General features: G+C 70.3%; 21 protein-coding genes. 14 read left to right on the forward strand and 7 right to left on the reverse strand.

Annotated features, from left to right (window positions below):
- Window positions 1-373 precede the first annotated feature (373 nt).
- The 3 genes from ACWDX9_RS36190 (at window position 374) to ACWDX9_RS36200 (ending at window position 2,524) form a co-directional block, all read left to right on the forward strand.
- Entirely contained in the window at window positions 374-1,360 is a 987-nt protein-coding gene (locus ACWDX9_RS36190) for a LacI family DNA-binding transcriptional regulator (protein WP_449962197.1), read from the forward strand.
- Between the two features lie 110 nt (window positions 1,361-1,470).
- Window positions 1,471-1,923 (forward strand): VOC family protein, encoded by a 453-nt coding sequence (locus ACWDX9_RS36195; protein ID WP_449962141.1) that lies wholly within the window; start codon window positions 1,471-1,473, stop codon window positions 1,921-1,923.
- An 85-nt stretch (window positions 1,924-2,008) separates the two neighbouring features.
- Window positions 2,009-2,524 carry a DinB family protein gene (locus ACWDX9_RS36200; protein WP_449962143.1) on the forward strand — a complete coding sequence of 172 codons (516 nt, stop codon included), beginning with the start codon at window positions 2,009-2,011 and terminating at the stop codon, window positions 2,522-2,524.
- On the opposite strand, the gene ACWDX9_RS36205 is transcribed toward ACWDX9_RS36200, so the two are convergent.
- Complete coding sequence (locus ACWDX9_RS36205) at window positions 2,518-2,955, reverse strand: GNAT family N-acetyltransferase (protein WP_449962146.1); 438 nt, start codon at window positions 2,953-2,955, stop codon at window positions 2,518-2,520. The two genes, ACWDX9_RS36200 and ACWDX9_RS36205, sit on opposite strands and share 7 nt — an antisense overlap.
- 23 nt (window positions 2,956-2,978) lie before the next feature.
- Window positions 2,979-4,091 (reverse strand): ROK family protein, encoded by a 1,113-nt coding sequence (locus tag ACWDX9_RS36210; protein WP_449962148.1) that lies wholly within the window; start codon window positions 4,089-4,091, stop codon window positions 2,979-2,981.
- An 88-nt stretch (window positions 4,092-4,179) separates the two neighbouring features.
- Between ACWDX9_RS36210 and xylA the strand changes: the two genes are divergently transcribed.
- The 7 genes from xylA to ACWDX9_RS36245 all read left to right on the forward strand — a co-directional run bounded on the left by xylA (window position 4,180) and on the right by ACWDX9_RS36245 (window position 11,196).
- On the forward strand, window positions 4,180-5,331 hold the full coding sequence (xylA, locus tag ACWDX9_RS36215; protein ID WP_449962151.1) for a xylose isomerase: 1,152 nt from the start codon (window positions 4,180-4,182) through the stop codon (window positions 5,329-5,331).
- Window positions 5,328-6,071 (forward strand): sugar phosphate isomerase/epimerase family protein, encoded by a 744-nt coding sequence (locus ACWDX9_RS36220; protein ID WP_449962154.1) that lies wholly within the window; start codon window positions 5,328-5,330, stop codon window positions 6,069-6,071. Before xylA ends, ACWDX9_RS36220 begins: the two co-directional genes overlap by 4 nt.
- Complete coding sequence (locus ACWDX9_RS36225) at window positions 6,068-7,168, forward strand: Gfo/Idh/MocA family protein (protein WP_449962157.1); 1,101 nt, start codon at window positions 6,068-6,070, stop codon at window positions 7,166-7,168. The genes ACWDX9_RS36220 and ACWDX9_RS36225 overlap by 4 nt, the downstream gene beginning before the upstream one ends.
- Window positions 7,169-7,295: 127 nt before the next feature.
- On the forward strand, window positions 7,296-8,897 hold the full coding sequence (gene lysS / locus ACWDX9_RS36230; protein WP_449962160.1) for a lysine--tRNA ligase: 1,602 nt from the start codon (window positions 7,296-7,298) through the stop codon (window positions 8,895-8,897).
- The gene (locus ACWDX9_RS36235; RefSeq protein ID WP_449962162.1) at window positions 8,894-9,424 is read left to right on the forward strand and encodes an AAA family ATPase; all 531 of its coding nucleotides are present in this window, start codon (window positions 8,894-8,896) and stop codon (window positions 9,422-9,424) included. The genes lysS and ACWDX9_RS36235 overlap by 4 nt, the downstream gene beginning before the upstream one ends.
- Window positions 9,425-9,486: 62 nt before the next feature.
- The gene (locus ACWDX9_RS36240; RefSeq protein WP_449962165.1) at window positions 9,487-10,221 is read left to right on the forward strand and encodes a glycosyltransferase family 2 protein; all 735 of its coding nucleotides are present in this window, start codon (window positions 9,487-9,489) and stop codon (window positions 10,219-10,221) included.
- A 12-nt stretch (window positions 10,222-10,233) separates the two neighbouring features.
- Entirely contained in the window at window positions 10,234-11,196 is a 963-nt protein-coding gene (locus tag ACWDX9_RS36245) for a ketopantoate reductase family protein (protein ID WP_449962167.1), read from the forward strand.
- Here ACWDX9_RS36245 and ACWDX9_RS36250 read toward each other — a convergent pair.
- Window positions 11,171-11,698, reverse strand: a complete 528-nt coding sequence (locus ACWDX9_RS36250; protein ID WP_449962170.1) for a DUF6886 family protein — start codon at window positions 11,696-11,698, stop codon at window positions 11,171-11,173. The genes ACWDX9_RS36245 and ACWDX9_RS36250 overlap by 26 nt on opposite strands.
- Window positions 11,699-11,772: 74 nt before the next feature.
- On the opposite strand from ACWDX9_RS36250, the gene ACWDX9_RS36255 reads away from it, so the two are divergent.
- Complete coding sequence (locus ACWDX9_RS36255) at window positions 11,773-12,129, forward strand: hypothetical protein (RefSeq protein ID WP_350732641.1); 357 nt, start codon at window positions 11,773-11,775, stop codon at window positions 12,127-12,129.
- A 1-nt stretch (window position 12,130) separates the two neighbouring features.
- On the opposite strand, the gene ACWDX9_RS36260 is transcribed toward ACWDX9_RS36255, so the two are convergent.
- Window positions 12,131-12,544 (reverse strand): hypothetical protein, encoded by a 414-nt coding sequence (locus ACWDX9_RS36260; protein ID WP_313044104.1) that lies wholly within the window; start codon window positions 12,542-12,544, stop codon window positions 12,131-12,133.
- 62 nt (window positions 12,545-12,606) lie between these two features.
- Between ACWDX9_RS36260 and ACWDX9_RS36265 the strand changes: the two genes are divergently transcribed.
- Complete coding sequence (locus tag ACWDX9_RS36265) at window positions 12,607-14,508, forward strand: sensor histidine kinase (protein ID WP_449962173.1); 1,902 nt, start codon at window positions 12,607-12,609, stop codon at window positions 14,506-14,508.
- A gap of 3 nt (window positions 14,509-14,511) precedes the next feature.
- Here the strand turns inward: ACWDX9_RS36265 and ACWDX9_RS36270 are convergent, their stop codons facing one another.
- Genes ACWDX9_RS36270 through ACWDX9_RS36280 form a run of 3 tightly spaced genes read right to left on the reverse strand, consistent with a single transcriptional unit; the run spans window position 14,512 to window position 16,363 of the window.
- Complete coding sequence (locus ACWDX9_RS36270; protein ID WP_449962176.1) at window positions 14,512-15,435, reverse strand: hypothetical protein; 924 nt, start codon at window positions 15,433-15,435, stop codon at window positions 14,512-14,514.
- A gap of 25 nt (window positions 15,436-15,460) precedes the next feature.
- A complete protein-coding gene (locus tag ACWDX9_RS36275; protein ID WP_449962177.1) occupies window positions 15,461-16,186 on the reverse strand; it encodes an MBL fold metallo-hydrolase in 726 nt (241 codons plus the stop codon).
- Between the two features lie 24 nt (window positions 16,187-16,210).
- Complete coding sequence (locus tag ACWDX9_RS36280) at window positions 16,211-16,363, reverse strand: hypothetical protein (protein WP_350732635.1); 153 nt, start codon at window positions 16,361-16,363, stop codon at window positions 16,211-16,213.
- 410 nt (window positions 16,364-16,773) lie between these two features.
- On the opposite strand from ACWDX9_RS36280, the gene rho reads away from it, so the two are divergent.
- A complete protein-coding gene (gene rho, locus ACWDX9_RS36285; protein WP_449962180.1) occupies window positions 16,774-17,880 on the forward strand; it encodes a transcription termination factor Rho in 1,107 nt (368 codons plus the stop codon).
- Between the two features lie 179 nt (window positions 17,881-18,059).
- Window positions 18,060-19,100: a putative RNA methyltransferase gene (locus ACWDX9_RS36290; protein WP_449962183.1), complete on the forward strand. Its 1,041-nt coding sequence runs from the start codon at window positions 18,060-18,062 to the stop codon at window positions 19,098-19,100.
- Window positions 19,101-19,219 lie beyond the last annotated feature (119 nt).

The raw sequence follows: 19,219 nt of genomic DNA on the forward strand, positions 1-19,219 counted from the left end.
AAACAACCCCCCGCTCCCCCCCCCCCCGCCCTCCCTTGCGGGGGGGTACTTCCCCCCCCCCGCGGCCCCGGTGGGGCCCCCCCGCCGGGGGGGCGCCGGCCCGGGCCGCCGGGGCGCCGCCGAGGAGCGGGACGGCGAGGCCGGCCATCGTGCCGCCGAGCACCGCGCGGCGGCTGGGTGCGTGATCCATGCGTTCCTCCTGGGTGTGGGGTCGGAGTACGGCGGAGCGCATTTGCGAAACGTTGCGAAACATCAATCTGCCGGAAAGGTAGGCGAAACATCGGATGTCGTCAAGGGCTTGTTCGAGACGGCAGACTTAGGGGGCGGGAGGATGTGAACAGTGGACGACATCACGACGGAGCGGCGGAGCACGATGGCCGACATCGCGGCCCAGGCCGGCGTCTCGGTCTCGACCGTGTCCAAGGTGCTGCACGGGAGGTCGGATGTCTCCGCGAAGACCAGGGGCAAGGTCCAACGGCTGCTCGGCCAGCACGGCTACACGCTGCCCGGCCGCTACGAGCACCCCGGCGGCCTGATCGAGTTCGTCATCAACGAGCTGGACAACCCCTGGGCGGTGGAGCTGATCCGCGGCGCCGAGGAGGCGCTGCAGGCCGAGGGCATGGGCCTGGTCGTCTCGGCCGTGCACAAGCGGAGCAACCTGGCCCGCCAGTGGCTCGACGACCTCGGCACGCGCGGCTCGCTCGGCGCGATCCTGGTCATCTCCGAGCTCTCGGCCGACCAGGAGCGCGAGCTGCGGCGGCTGGGCATCCCGTTCGTGGTGGTGCAGCCGTCCGTGGACGAGGGCCCCGACGTGCCGTCGGTCGGCTCGACCAGCTGGAACGGCGGCTTCACCGCGACCAGGCACCTGATCGAGCTCGGCCACCGGCGGATCGCGATGATCACCGGTCCCGCGCACCGGCTGACCTCGCGGGCCCGGCTCGACGGCTACCGCGCCGCGCTCGACCAGGTGGGCATCGAGGTCGACCCCGCCCTGATCCGGCACGGCGACTACAGCCACCAGCCGGCCTACCATCACGCCATGGAGCTGCTGGACCTGCCCGACCGCCCCACGGCCGTCTTCGCGGGCAACGACATCCAGGCGCTGGCGACGTACCGGGCGGCCCACGCGCGCGGCCTGCGCGTGCCGGAGGACCTGAGCGTGGTCGGGTTCGACGACCTGTCCTTCGCGCAGTGGATCGCCCCCACGCTCACCACCGTGCGCCAGCCCCTGGCCAACATGGCGGCCATGGCCGCCCGCATGCTGATCCAGCTCATCAACGGCCAGGAGCCCGACACGCCGCGGGTCGAGCTGGCGACCAGCCTGGTGATCCGCGAGAGCACCGCGCCGGCGCCTGGTTAGCGGCCTGCGGGTGGCGCGTCGGAAAAAAGCGAAAATCCGGTGTCTGGTCTGTCGATCCGGCCCAGGGGAGTTCGACGCGTTGGCGAGAGACCTCGTAGGAAGGAAACGCCATGCAGAAGATCACCACGTTCCTCTGGTTCCACGACCAGGCCGAGGAGGCCGCCGGGTTCTACACCTCGCTCTTCAAGGACTCGCGCGTCCTCGAGGTCACGCCCGGGCCCACCGGGTCGGCCATGGTGGTGACGTTCGAGCTGGCCGGGCAGCGGTTCATCGCGCTGAACGGCGGCCCGGAGTTCACGTTCACCGAGGCCGTCTCGCTCTACGTCGACTGCGACTCGCAGGAGGAGGTCGACGAGCTGTGGGCCAGGCTCACCGAGGGCGGCGAGGAGTCGCAGTGCGGCTGGCTCAAGGACAAGTACGGCCTGTCCTGGCAGATCATCCCGCGCCGCCTCCAGGAGCTGATCGGCGACCCCGACCCGGAGCGGGCGCAGCGCGCCGTCAAGGCCATGATGGGCATGGGGAAGATCGACGTCCAGGGCCTGGAGGACGCGGCCAACGGCTAGGCGCGGGTGGGCGGGCCTTCCGGTCCGCCCACCGCCGGGAAAAAGCGGTGCGGGCGGGGCGATCACTGAAGTAGCGTCGGCGGCCATGAGCCTCTCGCGCGTACGCCCTCCCGCCGTCGCAGACGAACGTACCCAGCTCATCGGCTGGCTCGACCTGCAGCGCGCGCTCGTGCGGTGGAAATGCGAGGGCCTGTCGGAGGAGGACGCCCACCGGCCGGTCCTGCCGACCTCGCCGCTCATGACGGTGGCGGGCCTGGTCTCCCACATGCGCTGGACCGAGCACTGCTGGTTCGAGGTCCTCTTCCTGGGCCGCGACTCGGCCTCCAACCCGCAGTTCGACGAGACGGCGGAGGACCTCGACATGCGGGTCGATGGCGTCCCGCTGGCCCGGCTCCTCGACGAGTTCGAGCAGCAGTGCGCGGTATCCAACGAGATCGTCGCCGCCCACTCGTTCGACGACGTCGGCGAGTTCCCCGGCTTCAGCTCGAACGCCGCCACCCTGCGCTGGATCCTGATCCACATGGTCGAGGAGACCGCCAGGCACGTCGGCCACCTCGACACGGTCAGGGAGCTGCTCGACGGCGCCAAGGGCTACTACTGAGCCAGCGGCTTCTCGTAGCAGCGGGTCAGCGGGGCGTCCACGTACTTCCCGTACGGCTCGATCGGCCGGTACGCGCACCGCTCGTACAGCGCGATGGCCTCGGGCTGCCGCAGCCCGGTCGCCAGCCGCAGCCGCCGGTAACCCAGGTCCCAGGCCAGCCCCTCCAGCGCGCCCAGGATCGACGTGGCGATGCCGCGCCCGCGATACTCGGGCAGCACGAACATCCGCTTGAGCTCCCCGGTGAGGTCGTCCACGGGCTGCACGGCGCCGCAGCCGACGGCCCGGCCGTCCACCGACGCCACGAGGAACCTCGCGCCGTCCTTGACATGCGAGCGCCCCTCGGGCCCGTAACGCGCCACCAGCTCCGCGAACGCCGCGTCGAGCAGTTCGGTCAGCTCGCCGTCCTCGGCGGCCCGCTCTTCGATCAGCATGCCGATATGGTAGAGATCGCCCCTTACAGGCCGAGCATCTGGGCGGGCTCGGCGATGACCTGCTGGATGATCAGCCCCGCCGCGCCCAGCACGGCGGCGTCCGCGCCGATGCCCGAGACCACCAGAGCGGGCGGCGTGCCCCGCATGTGGCCCAGCCGGGTGCCCAGCCCCTCCGCCACCGGCCCTTCGAGCCAGGGGAAGAGCGGCGCGTAGATCCCGCCGAGCACGATCCGGCCCGGGTCGAGCAGGTGCACGGCCGAGGTGAGCGCCACGCCGAGCGCGTGCCCGGCCCGCCCGCACGCCTCCAGCGCCCGGCGCTCCCCCGACTCCAGCCGCGTGACCAGCTCGGACACCGAGGGGAGTGCCCCCAGCAGGGCGTCCTGACCGGCGTACACCTCCAGGCAGCCCCGCCCACCGCACCTGCAGGCGGGCCCGTCAGGCACCACGACGACGTGGCCGAGCTCGCCCGCCAGCCCGAACGTCCCCCTGAACACGGTGCCGCCCACCACGAGCCCGGCGCCGATGCCGATCTCGCCGGACACGTAGAGGAAGTCCGTCTCCCGCGAGCCGAACCACAGCTCGCCGAGCGCCGCCAGGTTCGCCTCGTTGTCGATGACGAAGGGCAGGTCGACGAGGTCCGGCACGCGTACGTCCCGCCAGCCCAGATGCGGCGCGTTGCGCAGCACCTCGCCCTCGACCGTCCCGGGCACGGCCAGGGCGGCGCCGATGACCCGCAGCCCGGCCAGCTCGGCCTCGGCCGTGGTCTCCTTCACCAGGTCGCGCAGGCTCCCGAGGATGTCCACGGGGTCGGAGTTGCGGTTGTCGGCCGGCCGGGTACGGCGCAGCCGCACCTCCCGGGTCAGATCGACGACGCACGCGGCCAGGTAGTCGATGTTGATCTCCAGCCCCAGCGTGGCGACCCGGTCGCCGCTCAGGCTCACGGCCACGCCCGGCCGCCCCCGCTCGCCGCCCCGCACGGCGCCGCCCTCTGCCACCGCTCCCGCCTCGATCAGGTCGGACACGAGGCTGGACACGGTGGTCTTGGTGAGCCCCGTCATCTCGGCGAGCGCGGCCCGGGTGTGCGGTCCTGATCGGTGGATGGCGCCCAGGACTACGGCCAGGTTACGGGCGCGCATGGAATCATGCCGGACCCCTCTTGACGCCGCCATGCCTACCTCCTCAGGATTATGTACAGATTATGGACTAAACCGAGGAGCACCCCAAATGACCGATTTCATCCCAACCCCGACCGACCAGTTCACCTTCGGCCTCTGGACGGTCGGCTGGCAGGCGCGCGACCCCTTCGGCGACGCCTCGCGGGCGCCGCTCGACCCGGTGGAGACCGTCCACAAGCTCTCGGAGCTGGGCGCGTACGGCGTCACGTTCCACGACGACGACCTGCTCGCCGTCGAGCCCGACCGGGACAAGGCCATCGCCGCGTTCAGGAAGGCCCTGGACGAGACCGGCATGAAGGTCCCGATGGCCACCACGAACCTCTTCACCCACCCGGTCTTCAAGGACGGCGCCTTCACCAGCAACGACCGCGACGTCCGCCGGTACGCGCTGCGCAAGGTGATCAGGAACATCGACCTGGCCGCCTCGCTCGGCGCCAAGACCTACGTGTGCTGGGGCGGCCGCGAGGGCTCCGAGTCGGACTCGGCCAAGGACGTCAAGGCCGCGCTCGACCGCTACAAGGAGGGCCTGGACATGCTGTGCTCGTACGTACGCGAGCGCGGCTACGACCTCCGCTTCGCCCTCGAGCCCAAGCCGAACGAGCCCCGCGGCGACATCCTCCTGCCCACGATCGGCCACGCCCTGGCGCTGATCAACGAGCTGGAGCACCCTGAGATGGTGGGCCTCAACCCCGAGGTCGGCCACGAGCAGATGGCCGGGCTCAACTTCGTGCACGGCATCGCCCAGGCGCTGTGGCACGGCAAGCTCTTCCACATCGATCTCAACGGCCAGCACGGCCCCAAGTACGACCAGGACCTGATCTTCGGCCACGGCGACCTCAAGAGCGCCTTCTTCCTGGTCGACCTGCTGGAGAACGGCGGCTACGACGGCCCCCGCCACTTCGACTACAAGCCGCTGCGCACCGAGGACGCTTCGGACGTGTGGGACTCGGCGGCCGCGAACATGCGCACCTACCTGATCCTCAAGGAGAAGTCGCGGGCCTTCCGCGCCGACCCCGAGGTGCAGGAGGCCCTGAGTGCCTCCCGCGTGGACGAGCTCGCCCAGCCTACGCTTGCGCCGGGTGAGACCTGGGCAGACCTGGCCAAGGACGACTTCGATCCCGAAGTGGCCGCCGCCCGCGGCTTCCACTTCACCCGGCTCAACCAGCTCGCACTCGAGCACCTCCTGGGGGTACGCGGATGACGAAACCCATCAGTGTCCAGCTCTACACCGTCAGGGACGCGCTGGCTGCCGACCGCGACACGGTGCTGAGCCGGATCGCGGAGATCGGCTACCGGTCCGTTGAGCCCTACGACCCCACGACGGACCCCAAGGGCTTCCGCGAGGTCGTGGACGACCTGGGGCTGACGGTGTCGAGCACGCACGCGTACGCGCTGCTCAGCAAGGAGCCGTCGGAGGTCTTCGACGCCATCGCCACGGTCGGCACCGACCTGGTGATCATCCCCGGCGGCATCGAGCACGAGGAGTTCACCACGCGCGACGGCCTGTCGCGCACGGCCGATCTGCTGAACGGCTTCGCCGAGCAGGCGGCCCGGTACGGGATGCGGATCGGCTACCACAACCACTGGTGGGAGATCGAGCCCGAGATCGACGGCCGGCACGCCATCGAGGCGCTGGCCGACCTGCTCGCTCCCGAGGTGTTCCTGGAGATCGACACCTACTGGGCGGCGGTGGGCGGCGCGGACGTGCCGGACCTGCTCGGCCGCCTCTCCGAGCGCGTCCTGGCGCTGCACGTCAAGGACGGCCCGGTGGTCAAGGGCGAGCCGCACACCGCGGTGGGCCGCGGGGTCATGCCGGTGCCCGAGATCCTCGACGCCGCACCCGACGCCTGGCGCATCGTCGAGCTCGACGAGTGCGCGACCGACATCTTCGCCGCTCTCGCGGACAGCCACGCCTACCTCACCTCCCTGGAGGGCTCTTGAGCAACGGCCCCATCGGCGTCGCCCTCATCGGCGCCGGGAACATCAGTGGCCAATACCTCCGAAATCTCACCTCTTTCCCCGACGTCCGCGTGCTCGGCCTCGCGGACATCGACACCGAGCGGGCCGCCGCGGTCGCGGCCGAGTACGGCGTCCCCGTGTCGGGCACCCTCGCCACCGTCCTGGCGGTGCCCGAGGTCGAGATCGTCGTCAACCTCACCGTCCCGTCCGCGCACGCGGCCGTCGCGCTGGAGTCGCTGCGCGCCGGCAAGCACGTGTACGGCGAGAAGCCGCTGGCCATGAGCGTGGACGAGGCCGCCAAGATCGTGGCCGAGGCCGCCAACCTGGGCCTGCGGGTGGGCGGCGCCCCCGACACGTTCCTGGGCGCCGGGCTCCAGTCGGCCCTGCACGCCCTGAGCTCCGGCCTCATCGGCGAGCCGGTCGCCGTCACGTCCGCCATCCAGAACCTGGGGCCGGAGTCCTGGCACCCCAACCCCGAGTTCTTCTACCAGCCGGGCGGCGGCCCGCTCTTCGACCTCGGCCCCTACTACCTGACGGCCCTGGTGTCGCTGCTCGGGCCCGTCACCCGGGTGGCGGCCGACACCCGCAAGGCGCGGCCGCACCGCGTCGTCGGCTCGGGGCCCAAGGAGGGCCTGGTCTTCCCCGTGGACGTCCCGACGCACGTCAACGCGCTGCTCGACTTCCCGGGGACGGGGACGGCGACGGCCACGTTCAGCTTCGACTCGCCGGTCCCGCGCCGGATGATCGAGATCATCGGCACCGAGGGCGCGCTGTCGCTCCCCGACCCCAACACCTTCGAGGGCCCGCTGCTGGCCCGCGGACCGCGCGATGCGGACTGGCGCGAGCTGCCGGTGTCGGGCACCACGGCCGGGCGCGGCATCGGCGTGCTCGACCTGGCCAGGTCGCTCCGGGCGGGCACGGGGCACCGGGCGTCGGGGGAGCTGGCGTACCACGTGCTCGAGCTCATGTGCGCCATCTCGGAGTCGGGCGAGCGCGGGGAGTTCCTGCCCATCACCTCCACCTTGACCGCTCCGGACCCGCTCCCTGCCGACTGGGACCCGCACGCGGCGACCCTCTAGTGACCCCGCCCACCCGCCGCCCCGCCGCTCGTCGGCGGTGGGGCGCGGGCCGTGCGGGACTGGCGACACGGAGGGTTTGGATGGTAACGCGTTGGCTTGGGTGACGCGGAGCCGCAAGAATGGCGCGATGGCGGAAAGTGCCGAGACCGACTGGGTCTCCAGGTTCGCGGACGAGGTCATCATCGAGGCGGAGCGGCGCGCGCCCGGCAAACCGATCGTCTGCGCCTCGGGCCTGAGCCCGTCGGGCCCCATCCATCTGGGCAACCTGCGCGAGGTCATGACCCCCCACCTGGTCGCCGACGAGATCCGGCGGCGCGGGGTCGAGTGCGTGCACCTGCTGTCCTGGGACGACTACGACCGCTTCCGCAGGGTGCCCGCAGGCGTGGACCCGTCGTGGGCCGAGCACATCGGCAAGCCGCTGACCTCGGTGCCCGCCCCTCCCGGGAGCTCGTACGCCAACTGGGCCGAGCACTTCAAGGCGCCCATGATCCAGGCCTTGGAGGAGCTGGGAGTCGAATACCGCGGCATCAGCCAGACCGAGCAGTACACGCGCGGCGCCTACCGCGAGCAGATCCTGCTGGCCGTGCGCGAGCGCGCGAAGATCGACGCCGTGCTCTCCCGCTACCGGTCGAAGCAGGTGGAGGAGTACTTCCCGTACAAGCCGTACTGCGACCTGTGCGAGCGCGACCTGACGACGGTCACCGCGTACGACGACGCGACCACCGAGCTGGCCTACACCTGCGAGTGCGGCTTCGGCGAGACCGTGCGCCTGGCCGAGCACGACCGCGGCAAGCTCGTCTGGAAGGTCGACTGGCCGATGCGCTGGGCCTACGAGGGCGTGGTCTTCGAGCCGTCGGGGGTCGATCACCACTCTCCCGGCTCGGCGTGGATCGTCGGCGACCAGATCGTGGGCGAGGTGTTCGGCGGCAGGCAGCCGATCGGCCCCATGTACGCGTTCGTCGGCATCACCGGCATGGCCAAGATGAGCAGCTCCAAGGGCGACGTGCCGACTCCCGCCGACGCGCTGGAGATCATGGAGGCGCCGGTGCTGCGCTGGTTGTACGCCCGCCGCAAGCCCGCCCAGTCCTTCAAGATCGCCTTCGACCAGGAGATCCAGCGGCTCTACGACGAGTGGGACGCCCTGGGCCGCAAGATCGCGGAGGGTCAGGGGCAGCCCGCCGAGCTGGCCGCGTACAGGAGGGCGGTGGGCACGGCCGCGGGCCCGCTGCCCGCCACCCCGCACCCGGTCCCGTACCGGACGCTGGCCTCCATCGTGGACGTCACGACCGGCGACGCCGAGCAGACCCTGCGGATCCTGCGCGACCTCGACGCGATCGAGACGCTCGACGAGGCCCGCCCCCGCCTGGACCGGGCGCAGCGCTGGGTCGATGCCCACGTGCCCGCCGGCGAGCGCACGCGCGTGCGCGAGGAGCCGGACGAGGAGCTGCTCGACTCGCTCGGCCAGGCCGAGCGCGAGTCGCTGCGGCTGCTGTCCGACGGCCTGGACGACTGGTCGCTGGACAGCCTCACCACGCTCGTGTACGGCGTGCCGAAGCTCCAGGCGGGCCTGCCGGCCGACGCCAAGGCGACGCCCGAGCTGAAGGCGGCGCAGCGGGCCTTCTTCGCCCTGCTCTACAGGCTGCTGGTCGGCCGCGACACCGGCCCCAGGCTGCCCACGCTGCTGCTGTCCATCGGCGCCGACCGGGTGCGGAAACTCGTCGGCACGTGAACGGCGCCGTCCTGATCACCGGCGTCTCGGCCGCCGGCAAGTCCACCGTGGCGCAGGCGCTGGCGGAGCGCCTGCCGCGCTCCGCCCACGTGCGCGGCGACACGTTCCGCCGCATGGTCGTGGGGGGCCGCGCCGAGATGACCCCCGACCTCGACGGCGAGGCGGTCCGCCAGCTGCACCTGCGTTACCGGATAGCGGCGAACACCGCGGACCTGTATTTCGATGCCGGATTCACGCCAATAGTCCAGGACGTTATTCTTGGCCCGGACTTGGAACGGTTTACGAAATTGATTCATACTCGTCCTCTTCATGTAATCGTCCTGGCACCCGATCCGGATGAAGTGGATCGCCGCGAACGTGCCCGCCCCAAGGTCGGGTACGGCCCCGACTGGACGATTGCCCAGCTGGACGAGTCGCTGCGGACTGAGACCCCGCGCATTGGTCTATGGTTGGACACCACGCGCCAGACCCCCGGGGAGACCGTCGACGAGATCATCAAGAGGGCCGCGGAGGCGCTGGTCCGATAAATGGCGGACCAATGCAAGGCAGTGTCAAGTGGCTTGCATGTGTGGGGAGTCATCTTGATTCCATGAACAAGCAGCCTTTCGCCGCCAGCGTCAGTGTCAGTGTCATCGTCCCCGCGATGAACGAGGCCGAGAACCTTCCCCACGTCTTCGCGACGCTGCCCGACTGGATCGACGAGGTGATCCTGGTCGACGGCAACTCGACCGACGACACCATCGCCGTAGCGCGCAGGCTGCGCCCCGACCTCCGGGTCGTCGTGCAGAGTCGGCGCGGTAAGGGCAACGCCCTCATCGAGGGCTTCCAGGCCGCCCGCGGCGACATCATCGTCATGATCGACGCCGACGGCTCGACCGACGGCCGGGAGATCCACTCCTTCGTCTCCACCCTCCTCAACGGCGCCGACTTCGCCAAGGGCTCCAGGTACGCCCCTGGTGGCGGCTCGGACGACCTCAGTCCGATCCGCTCGCTCGGCAACAAGGTCCTCACCGGGATGACCAACCTGCTCTACGGCACCCGCTACACGGACCTCTGCTACGGCTACAACGCCTTCTGGGCCCGTCACCTCGACTCCCTCGAGCTCGACTGCGACGGCTTCGAGATCGAGACCCTGATGAACGTCCGCGCCGCCCAGGCCGGCCTCATCATCCACGAGGTCCCCAGCCACGAGCGCTCCCGCATCCACGGCGTGAGCAACCTGAACGCGGTGCGCGACGGCTGGCGCGTGCTCAAGACGATCATGCGGGAGCGTATGCGGGGGGCCGGCGTGCCGGCGCAGACCCAGGTCGCCCTCGCAAAGTGACATCCTTGGACAATGCGCTACATAGTGATCGGGGCCGGAGCAGTCGGCGGAACCATCGGTGCCCGCCTCCACCAAGGCGGGCACGACGTTCTCCTCGTCGCGAGAGGCGCCCACTACGAGGCACTCAAGCGTGACGGCCTGCGCCTGATCACCCCCGAATCCACCGAGACCCTCGACATCCCCGTCGCCGACGGCCCTGTCCCCGCGCGTGACGACGACGTGCTGATCCTGGCCACCAAGTCCCAGGACACCGTCTCCGCGCTGGCCGGCTGGCCGTCCGACCTGCCCGTGGCCTGCGCCCAGAACGGCGTGGCCAACGAGCGCATGGTCCTGCGGCGGTTTGACCGCGTTTACGGCATCTGCGTGTGGCTGCCGGCCCAGCATCTGGAGCCCGGCGTCGTCGCCGCCCATGGTCACCCGTACTCGGGCCTGCTCCACGTCGGACGTTATCCCCAGGGTGTGGACGACCTCGCCGAGCGGATCGCCGGCGACCTCGGCAAGCACGGCCTGGTGGGCCTGACCCAGACCGACGTCATGCGCTGGAAGCACGGCAAGCTGCTCAGCAACCTGGGCAACGCCGTGGAGGCGCTCGTGGGCCACGTTCCCGGCAGGGACAAGGTCGTCGAGGCGGCCAGGACCGAGGCCAAAGACCTGCTCGACCGGGCCGGGATCACGTACTCCACGCCGGAGGAAGAGGCGAGCCTGCGCGGCCACCAGGTGGACGTCCGGCCCATCGAGGGCATCGTCCGCGGCGGCGGGTCGTCGTGGCAGAGCCTGGCCAGGGGCAGCGGCTCCATCGAGGCCGACTACCTCAACGGCGAGATCGTGCTGCTCGGCCGCCTGCACGGCGTGCCCACCCCGGTCAACGAGGTGCTGCGGCGCGAGGCCAACACGTTCGCGCAGGAGAAGCGGCCGCCCGGCTCGATGCCGCTGGAGACCCTGCAGGCCCTCATCGACGGGCGTTGCGCAGCCTGATCCCGCTGAACTCCAGCGTGCTGGCGATCACCTCGTCCCAGAACGGCCACAGGCTGGGCAGCACCCTGAGCTGGATCCCCGCCTCCTCGTGCAGCTCGAACAGGTCGCCCACGCGTTCCGGCGGGCCGAGCGGCGTCACGGTGACCGTGGACACCACGGCGGTCGGCGGGTCGCCGATGGGCGCGAAGCCGTCCGCCGGCAGCCGGTACGCGTACAGCCGGACGTCCTTGAGCGCCTGGAGCCAGCCGTACTCGATGGCGTGCACGCGATCGCCGCACCCCGCGCCGACGATCCGGGCCGTGTCCTCCTCGGTGGTGCGCGGCCCGACCCAGGCCATGGCCCGCGGGCAGGCGCGCGGGAACCAGTAGTCGGGGCAGCGGTCGCGATCGACGGCCCACACGTACGACTCCGTCAAGATCGAGGTCGGCGCCACGTGCGGGACGAACCGCTCGATCGTCGGGTCCTCGGAGAAGTGGAGCACCTGCCCCGGCTCGGGTCTCATGATGGCAATCTTGGTGCATACCTCATCCCCGACAGGGCAGTGGAAACGGGCTCTTACGACAAGGGGTGAGTTGGATGATTCTGCTTGGAGTGCTCTTGGTCCTCCTCGCCGGCAGCGCCGTGGCCCTCGTCCTCACCGAGGAGAGCGCCAGGTACATCCTGTTCGGGTACACCTTCGAGCCCAATCAGGTGGAGATGTTCCTCGCCGGGGCGGCGGCCATGGCCGTCCTGGCGCTGGGCCTCTGGCTGATCGGCTCGGGCTCGCGCAGGTCCGCCAGGCGCCGCCGCCGGTTGCAGGGCGCCAGGGCCGAGGCCTCGGACCGGGTGGCCCGGCTGGAGGACGAGAAACGCGAGCTGGAGAAGCGCCTGCGGCACTCCCCCGAGCCGGGCGACCGACTGGTCGCGCGCGACTCGGAGGAGGCCAGGCCGTGAGTCACTGGCGCGAGGGCACCAGCTTGCCCTCGCGCCAGAGCGCGAACCCCGTGATGAGCGCGCCGAGCCCTTCCCAGAGCCCGACGCCGAAGAACTTGGCCGGCGCGGCCCCGGTCAGCACCAGCGTGGTGAAGACCGCGAACGTCACGAGCCTGAACGGCACCGTCCACCGAAAAAACGGCGTGTAGTCGTGAGAAGCCGCAAAAACGTAATAAACGCCCATGTTCACCGCCGCCATCGACGAGGCGGCCATATAGACCAGCGTGTAGTCCCCGGCGGGACGGACGTCGAGCACCTCGAAACCCAGCATGGCCAGCAGCGAGTCGGGTGAGACCAACCCGAGCAGGCCGAGCGCGAAGGCGAGGAATCCGAAGACCGCGATGGTCCAGCCGGAGAAAGAACGCGGAAGACGCACAGAAATCCTTCCAAAGGGGGGTGTACTCTGCGAGGCGATCTCATCTTGCACCCGGAGGTCGCATGCCCCCCACGCGTGGCCGCCCCATCGCCGTGAAACTTCTCGTCCTCCTGTTCGTCCCGCTGCTGTCCCTCGTGGGCCTGTGGGCGTTCGCCGCGGGCCTGACCGGCGGCGATGGCATGCGCCTGCTGTCGATCAAGGACTTGGCGACCAACCTGGCCGACCCGTCCGAGCGCGTCAACATCGAGCTGCAGGACGAGCGGCTGGTCTCCGTGGAGTTCCTGGTCAGCGGGCAGGGCGCCGCCAAGATGGCCAAGCAGCGCGGCGAGACGGACCAGGCCGTGACCGCGTTCCGTACGCTCGCCAAGAACCAGCGTGACCTGTCACCCGAGATGACCGCGCAGCTCGTCGCGCTGAACACCAAGCTCGGCCAGCTCGCGGAGGTCCGCCGCGAGGTGGACGGCACGACCGTGGCGCCGCTCGACGTGATCGACGGCTACAGCCAGATCGTGGACGCGTCCTTCCGCATGTACGACGCCATGGTGCTGGTGCCCGACATGGCCCTCTACAAGCAGGCCAGGGCGGTGACCATGCTGGGCGAGGCCAAGGACGTGCTGTCCAGGGAGCGGGCCATGGTCGCGGTCGTGCTGGCCAAGGGCCGGGTCGAGCCCGCGGAGCACGAGGCGTTCACGGGGATGGTGGCCACCAGGCGGCTGCTGTTCTCGCAGGCGCTCTCGCACCTCGACCGCGACCTGCGCGGCCCGTACGCGCGGCTGGCCGAGTCACCGGTCTACAAGGAGTTCCTGGACGCCGAGGACGCCATCCGGGGCCAGGCGGCCACGAACGGCCTGCCCGTCACGGCCGCCACCTGGCCCGTCGACGGCCAGAACCTGTGGGCGGCGGTCGAGCGCGACCAGGCCCTCGCCGTCAAGAGCCTCGTGAGCCGGGTGACGCCGGCGGCCATCGGCATGCTGATCAAGATCGGGGTCGCGGGCGGCGTCGGCCTGATCGCCGTCATCGCGTCGATCATGCTCTCGCTGCGCTTCCGCAAGCGGCTGGTGCGCGAGCTGGCCGGGCTCCGCGACGCCGCCACGGAGCTGGCCGAGGTGCGGCTGTCCGGCCTGGTCAAGCGGCTGCGCACGAACACGGCCCCGCCCACCGCCGACGAGGTCGCCCCGATCGAGGTCAAGTCCCGCACCTCCGAGGTGAGCGACATCGTCCAGGCGTTCAACGACGTGCAGTCCACGGCCGTCGCGGCCGCGGTGAGCCAGGCCCGGCTCCGGCACGGCGTCAGCCAGGTCTTCGTGAACCTGGCCAGGCGCAACCAGTCGCTGCTGCACCGGCAGCTGCTCCAGCTCGACAGCATGGAGCGGGCGACGGAGGAGCCCGAGGCCCTGGCGGACCTGTTCAAGCTCGACCACCTCACCACGCGCATGCGCAGGCACGCCGAGAGCCTCATCATCCTGTCGGACCAGGCGCCCGGGCGCGGCTGGCGCAACCCGGTGCCGATCCTCGACGTGCTGCGCGCGGCCGTCGCGGAGGTCGAGGAGTACGAGCGGGTCGAGATCCTCCAGCCGCCGCCGGTCGCGCTGCACGGCGCGGTGGTCACGGACGTGGCCCACCTGATGGCCGAGCTGATCGAGAACGCCACCCTCTTCTCGCCGCCCCAGACCAGGGTGGACCTGCGGACCTCGACCACCCCGCACGGTCTGATGATCGAGGTCGAGGACCGCGGTCTCGGCCTGGTCAGGGCCGAGCTGGACGAGCTCAACGAGCGGCTGGCGAAGATGCCGGAGTTCGACCTGGCGCAGAGCGACCGGCTCGGCCTGTTCGTGGTGAGCAGGCTCGCGGCCAGACACGGCATCAAGGTCACTCTCGCGCCCTCCCCGTACGGCGGCCTGACCGCGATGGCCTCCCTGCCCTCGTCGCTCCTGGCCGATCAGCCGGTCATGAGCGGGCGGTAGCCCTTACGACACGACCTGGAGCAGCGCCTGGTTCTTGGCCTTGGCCGGCTCGGCCAGCCGCTGGATCTCGTTGCCCGCGCTGTCGAACACGACCAGCGTGTTGTGGGCGTGGCCGGCCGCGTGGGCGGCCGTGTGGCCGCCCGCGTGCCCCGGCTGCGCGGGCGCGGCGGCCATCCGCATCACGAGACGGCCGTCCGGCAGGTAGTACGCGCCGATCGCGTTGCCCTTGGTCGGCAGCTTCAGCCTCTTGCCCGTCGGGACCTCGACGATGACCGGCTTGAACGTGGTGGGCCAGGTCCTGGTGCCGGACGTCTGCGTGCCCTCCGGGAACGCCACGACCGCCTTGCTGCCGTCGGGCGACAGGCTCTGCACGTGGTTGATGGACTTGACGTTCTTGACCATGGCGGTCTTGCCCGTCTTGGTGTCGAGCCGGTAGAGGGCGTCGCCGGTGCTGGTGTAGCCGGCGAGATAGCGCCCGTTCCCCGCCCAGGCGAGGTGGCAGACGCCCTTGGACACGCCCAGCTTGTGCGGGGCGTTGCTGCCGTCGGCCCGGACGGCGTTGATCGTGCCGTTCGCGCTCGGGTAGGCCACCTTGGTCGAGTCGGCGGACCAGACCGGGGTGAGGCACGGCGTACTGCCCTGGAGACCGCTGACGATCGTGCTGGTCTTGCCGCGCTGCCTGATGTTGAGGTTGCCGCTCTCAGTGATCCAGGCGGCCTTCGTGCCGTCGGGCGACGCGGCGAACTGCGTGGCGCCGAAGCTGGCGAGCGGGTGCCACTCGCCGGCGGCCGTGTATCGGCTGAGCTGGTTGCCTGCCGCCGCGTAGACGGCGGCTCCGGACAGATCAGGCGTGGGCGCCGCCCACGCCGCCGACGGGACGACCAGAGCGGCGCCGAGTGCGGCACCAGTCACAATGCGTATCTTCATGATTACACATCGTGCCTGGGAAACGTCACAAACGCAGGAACGGCTCGCCGAAGTGAGCGGTCGCGAGAATCGCGCGCTCGGCCCTGAGCGCCGCGAGCACCTCCGCCCGCGTGCGCGCGGCCGCCTCCTGATCGTCGTCGTAGGCGTACCGGATGGCCGGGTCGTCGAGCTGCACCGGGTGGAGCACGAGGTCGCCGGTCATGGCCACGTCGCCGACCCTGGCGATCTGGTGGCCCGGCGTGTGCCCGGGCGCGTGATGCACGTGGACGCCCGGCGAGACCTCGGCGTGGCCCTCGACGACGTGCAGCTGCCCCTTGATCGGGGTGAGGAGCCGGTCGAGCACAAGGCCCTGCGCGGCGTCCACCTCGGCCTGCTGGAGGACGTACCGGGCGTTCTCGAACGCGGGCCTGCCGTCGGCCACCACGCCGCCGGCGTGGTCGCTGTGCAGGTGCGTCAGGACGACGGTGCCGATCTCGGCGGGCGAGACGCCCGCGGCGGCCAGCTCGCCGGCCAGGGTGCCGGGAACGGGGGCCCAGCTCGCGGCCGGTGAGTCTTCGTCACCGATGCCGGTGTCGACGAGGGTCAGCCGACCGGCCGCGTCGCGGATCAGATAGCAGTGGAAGTGCAGGACCCAAGGCTCGTCCTGGAGCCCGGAATCGGGGAACATCTCGGCGAGCGGGCGGCGGATCGCCGCTCCCATGGGACCTACGGCGTCACAGAGCGGCGTCACCTCGACGCCGGACACTGTCATAGATGTATGCGGCACTCGCCCAGATTAGGCGGCTACGGCTACCTGCTGCCGTCGCGGAACGAACTCGTTCTCGATGTCGGCCGCGTAGACGGCGCGGCAGCAGTGCGCGCACCTGTACATGATCGGGCCCTCGTCGAGCTCGTGGTGGCACCGCGGGCAGTGGTTGACGGTCTTCATGGGTGCTCCCCCAAGGAGTTTCTGTTGGTTCTATGGAACCCTCACCGAGTTGCAGGGGTCCTGCATGTCACTTGACACGATGGCGCTGCTTCGACGGGGGCCCTATGCCCTCCGGCACACCGGGTGCGGTAATTTTCCTCGCAGTACGGTGCCGAGAAGAACATTGTCACGCCCGCCTGCCCGCGTCCGTGGGAGAAACTCCGAGAACGGTCCGGGAATAGCCCAAGAGGGCTAGGCGTTGACTGGACCAGATGGTGTGGTATCTTGCCACCAGGCGTCGAGCTTCGGCTCCGCTGATCTTCATCTGAGTCTCGCCCCGGTTCTCTCGAGGGGCCCGGCTTCCTTTCTTTTCGCACCGCGCCCGACCGCTTTCGGGCTGGTCCGGCGCATTCCCCCAAAGGGGTTTCACCATGTCTGTACACATTCCTGAGCAGCGTGCGGGCGTGCCCGTCCGCCAGGTCGAGGGCCTCCTGGACGTACGCGAGAAATCCGCGTTCCTCCGGGCCGGGCACCTTCCCGGACCCGGCGACGTGCGCCTCACGCCCGACAAGGTACGGCAGTTCGACCTGCGGCCCGGCGACCACGTCGTCGCGTCGTTCGCCGGCAACAAGCTCGTCGGCGTCACCTCGGTCAACGGCGCCGCGCAGTGGCGCGACCGGCCCGGGTTCGCCGAGCTGACACCCGTACATCCGACCGAGCGGCTCCGCATCGAGACCGAGTCGCTCAGCACGCGCGTCATCGACCTCTTCGCGCCCATCGGCAAGGGGCAGCGCGGCCTCATCGTCGCCCCGCCCAAGGCCGGCAAGACCATGGTCCTGCAGGCGCTGGCCGCCGGGATCACCCGCAACCACCCCGAGGTGCACCTCATGGTCCTCCTCGTGGGCGAGCGGCCCGAGGAGGTCACCGAGATGCGCGCCACGATCTCCGGCGAGATCTTCTACTCCACCTTCGACCACCCCGACCGCGACCACACCGCCGTCGCCGAGCTGGCCATCGAACGCGCCAAGCGGCTCGTCGAGTCCGGCCAGGACGTCGTGCTGCTGCTCGACTCGCTGACGCGGCTGGGGCGGGCCTACAACAACCTGGCGCCCGGCGGCGGCCGGGTCCTCACCGGCGGCATCGACGCCGGGGCCCTGTACCCGCCCAAGCGCTTCTTCGGCGCCGCCCGCAACGTCGAGGGCGGCGGCTCCCTCACCATCCTCGCCACCGCGCTGGTGGACACGGGGTCGCGGATGGACAACAACCTGTACGAGGAGTTCAAGGGGACGGGGAACATGGAGCTGCACCTCGTCCGCGAGCTCGCGGAGCGGCGGCTCTTCCCGGCCGTGGACCTGGACGCCTCGGGGACCCGGCGGGAGGAGATCCTGCTGCACACGGAGGAGCGGCAGGTGGTGTGGCGGCTGCGGCGCATGCTCACCTCCCTGGAGAAGCGGCAGGGGCTCGAGATCCTCGTCGACAAGCTCCGCGCCACCCCCTCCAACGCGGCCTTCCTCCTCGAAGCCACCACCGCCGCCTGACCCCCCACACCCCGACGCGCGCTCCGCTCGGCGGTGCCATGTCCCGCCCCGCGCGCCTCAAAAGACGCACGCCACCGCCCAACGCCCCTCCACGCCCGGCGGCGTGGTGATGCGCACGTCAGGAGCCAAGCCCCCGCCCCGTGGGGAGGGTCCCGGGGTGGTGGACGAGAATGGGCGGCATGCTGGCCGATATCGTCGAATACCTAGCGTGTCCCGTCTGCCGAGCCACCCTCCGGCTCGACGCCGGCGCGCTGCGGTGCGCCCAAGGGCACGCCTTCGACATCGCCAAGCAGGGCTACGTAAGCCTCCTGGTCGGCAACAAACCCCCGGGAACGGCCGACAGCCCCGAGATGGTGGCCGCTCGGGCGCAATTTCTCGACGCGGGCCACTACGCGCCACTGCACGACGCGGTAGCAGAAACTGTACGAAAGTACGCGTGCAGCAAGAACGTTCCAGCAAAACGTGAGTACTCCACCGAAACGAATGACGGCACGGGGCTGAGGGCGTACCGTGGGGCGGGAGTGGAGGCCGGTCACGACGCTGGATCAACGGATCCCGCGTACGAGCCGGAAATCGACGGTGATCGTCGCGCGGAGGGCAGGGCCGCGCCGTTGATCGTCGACGCAGGCACGGGCACCGGGCACTACCTGGCGGCCGTGTTGGACGCGGTGAACGATGGCATCGGGATGGCGTTCGATGTGTCGAAGCACGCTGTACGCCGGGCGGCGCGGGTGCATCCCAGGGCAGGGGCGTTCGTGGCCGACGTGTGGCGTCCGCTCCCCATCAGGGATGGGGTGGCCGATGTGGTGATGGACGTGTTCGCGCCCAGGAACGGGCCCGAGTTCGGGAGGATCCTGAGGCCCGGCGGCGTCGCGGTGGTCGTGACCCCGGCGGCGCGGCATCTGAGCCCGCTGGTCGAGGAGCTCGGGCTGCTCTCCGTGGACGACGAGAAGGAGCGCAGGCTGGCGCGGAGCCTGGAGGGCTTCGCCGAGGTGGAGCGACGTTCGGTCGAGTTCGAGATGGAGCTGGGGCATGACGACATCGCCCAGGTGGTCGGGATGGGCCCGAGTGCGTGGCATACCGACCCGGCCGAGCTTGACAGGCGAATAGCGGGATTTATCTCCCGAAATGACATGAACAGCCAGCAAAAAGTAGTAACGCACGCAGCGTTTCACCTGTCTATCTTCGAGCCCGTACCCCGATCAAGACCCGTTCCTTGACGGGCATGTGGGACTGGTGTTACTGATGGGGCATTTAGTCCGAAATTCCCCCACATTCCCTGAGTTTTTCCCCGGAACACGCGCAATACTGGACGGCATCCCGCGCCCGGAGGCACGGG

Source organism: Nonomuraea sp. NPDC003201 (assembly GCF_053590415.1).

Coding starts and splice junctions, on each gene's coding strand:
- ACWDX9_RS36190 (WP_449962197.1), top strand. CDS start 374: ATGGCCGACATCGCGGCCCAGGCCGGCGTCTCGGTCTCGACCGTGTCC.
- ACWDX9_RS36275 (WP_449962177.1), bottom strand. CDS start 16,186: ATGACAGTGTCCGGCGTCGAGGTGACGCCGCTCTGTGACGCCGTAGGT.
- ACWDX9_RS36220 (WP_449962154.1), top strand. CDS start 5,328: ATGACGAAACCCATCAGTGTCCAGCTCTACACCGTCAGGGACGCGCTG.
- ACWDX9_RS36255 (WP_350732641.1), top strand. CDS start 11,773: ATGATTCTGCTTGGAGTGCTCTTGGTCCTCCTCGCCGGCAGCGCCGTG.
- ACWDX9_RS36280 (WP_350732635.1), bottom strand. CDS start 16,363: ATGAAGACCGTCAACCACTGCCCGCGGTGCCACCACGAGCTCGACGAG.
- ACWDX9_RS36200 (WP_449962143.1), top strand. CDS start 2,009: ATGAGCCTCTCGCGCGTACGCCCTCCCGCCGTCGCAGACGAACGTACC.
- ACWDX9_RS36270 (WP_449962176.1), bottom strand. CDS start 15,435: ATGAAGATACGCATTGTGACTGGTGCCGCACTCGGCGCCGCTCTGGTC.
- ACWDX9_RS36245 (WP_449962167.1), top strand. CDS start 10,234: ATGCGCTACATAGTGATCGGGGCCGGAGCAGTCGGCGGAACCATCGGT.
- ACWDX9_RS36195 (WP_449962141.1), top strand. CDS start 1,471: ATGCAGAAGATCACCACGTTCCTCTGGTTCCACGACCAGGCCGAGGAG.
- xylA (WP_449962151.1), top strand. CDS start 4,180: ATGACCGATTTCATCCCAACCCCGACCGACCAGTTCACCTTCGGCCTC.
- ACWDX9_RS36205 (WP_449962146.1), bottom strand. CDS start 2,955: ATGCTGATCGAAGAGCGGGCCGCCGAGGACGGCGAGCTGACCGAACTG.
- ACWDX9_RS36210 (WP_449962148.1), bottom strand. CDS start 4,091: ATGCGCGCCCGTAACCTGGCCGTAGTCCTGGGCGCCATCCACCGATCA.
- ACWDX9_RS36290 (WP_449962183.1), top strand. CDS start 18,060: ATGCTGGCCGATATCGTCGAATACCTAGCGTGTCCCGTCTGCCGAGCC.
- ACWDX9_RS36250 (WP_449962170.1), bottom strand. CDS start 11,698: ATGAGACCCGAGCCGGGGCAGGTGCTCCACTTCTCCGAGGACCCGACG.
- ACWDX9_RS36240 (WP_449962165.1), top strand. CDS start 9,487: ATGAACAAGCAGCCTTTCGCCGCCAGCGTCAGTGTCAGTGTCATCGTC.
- rho (WP_449962180.1), top strand. CDS start 16,774: ATGTCTGTACACATTCCTGAGCAGCGTGCGGGCGTGCCCGTCCGCCAG.
- lysS (WP_449962160.1), top strand. CDS start 7,296: ATGGCGGAAAGTGCCGAGACCGACTGGGTCTCCAGGTTCGCGGACGAG.
- ACWDX9_RS36265 (WP_449962173.1), top strand. CDS start 12,607: ATGCCCCCCACGCGTGGCCGCCCCATCGCCGTGAAACTTCTCGTCCTC.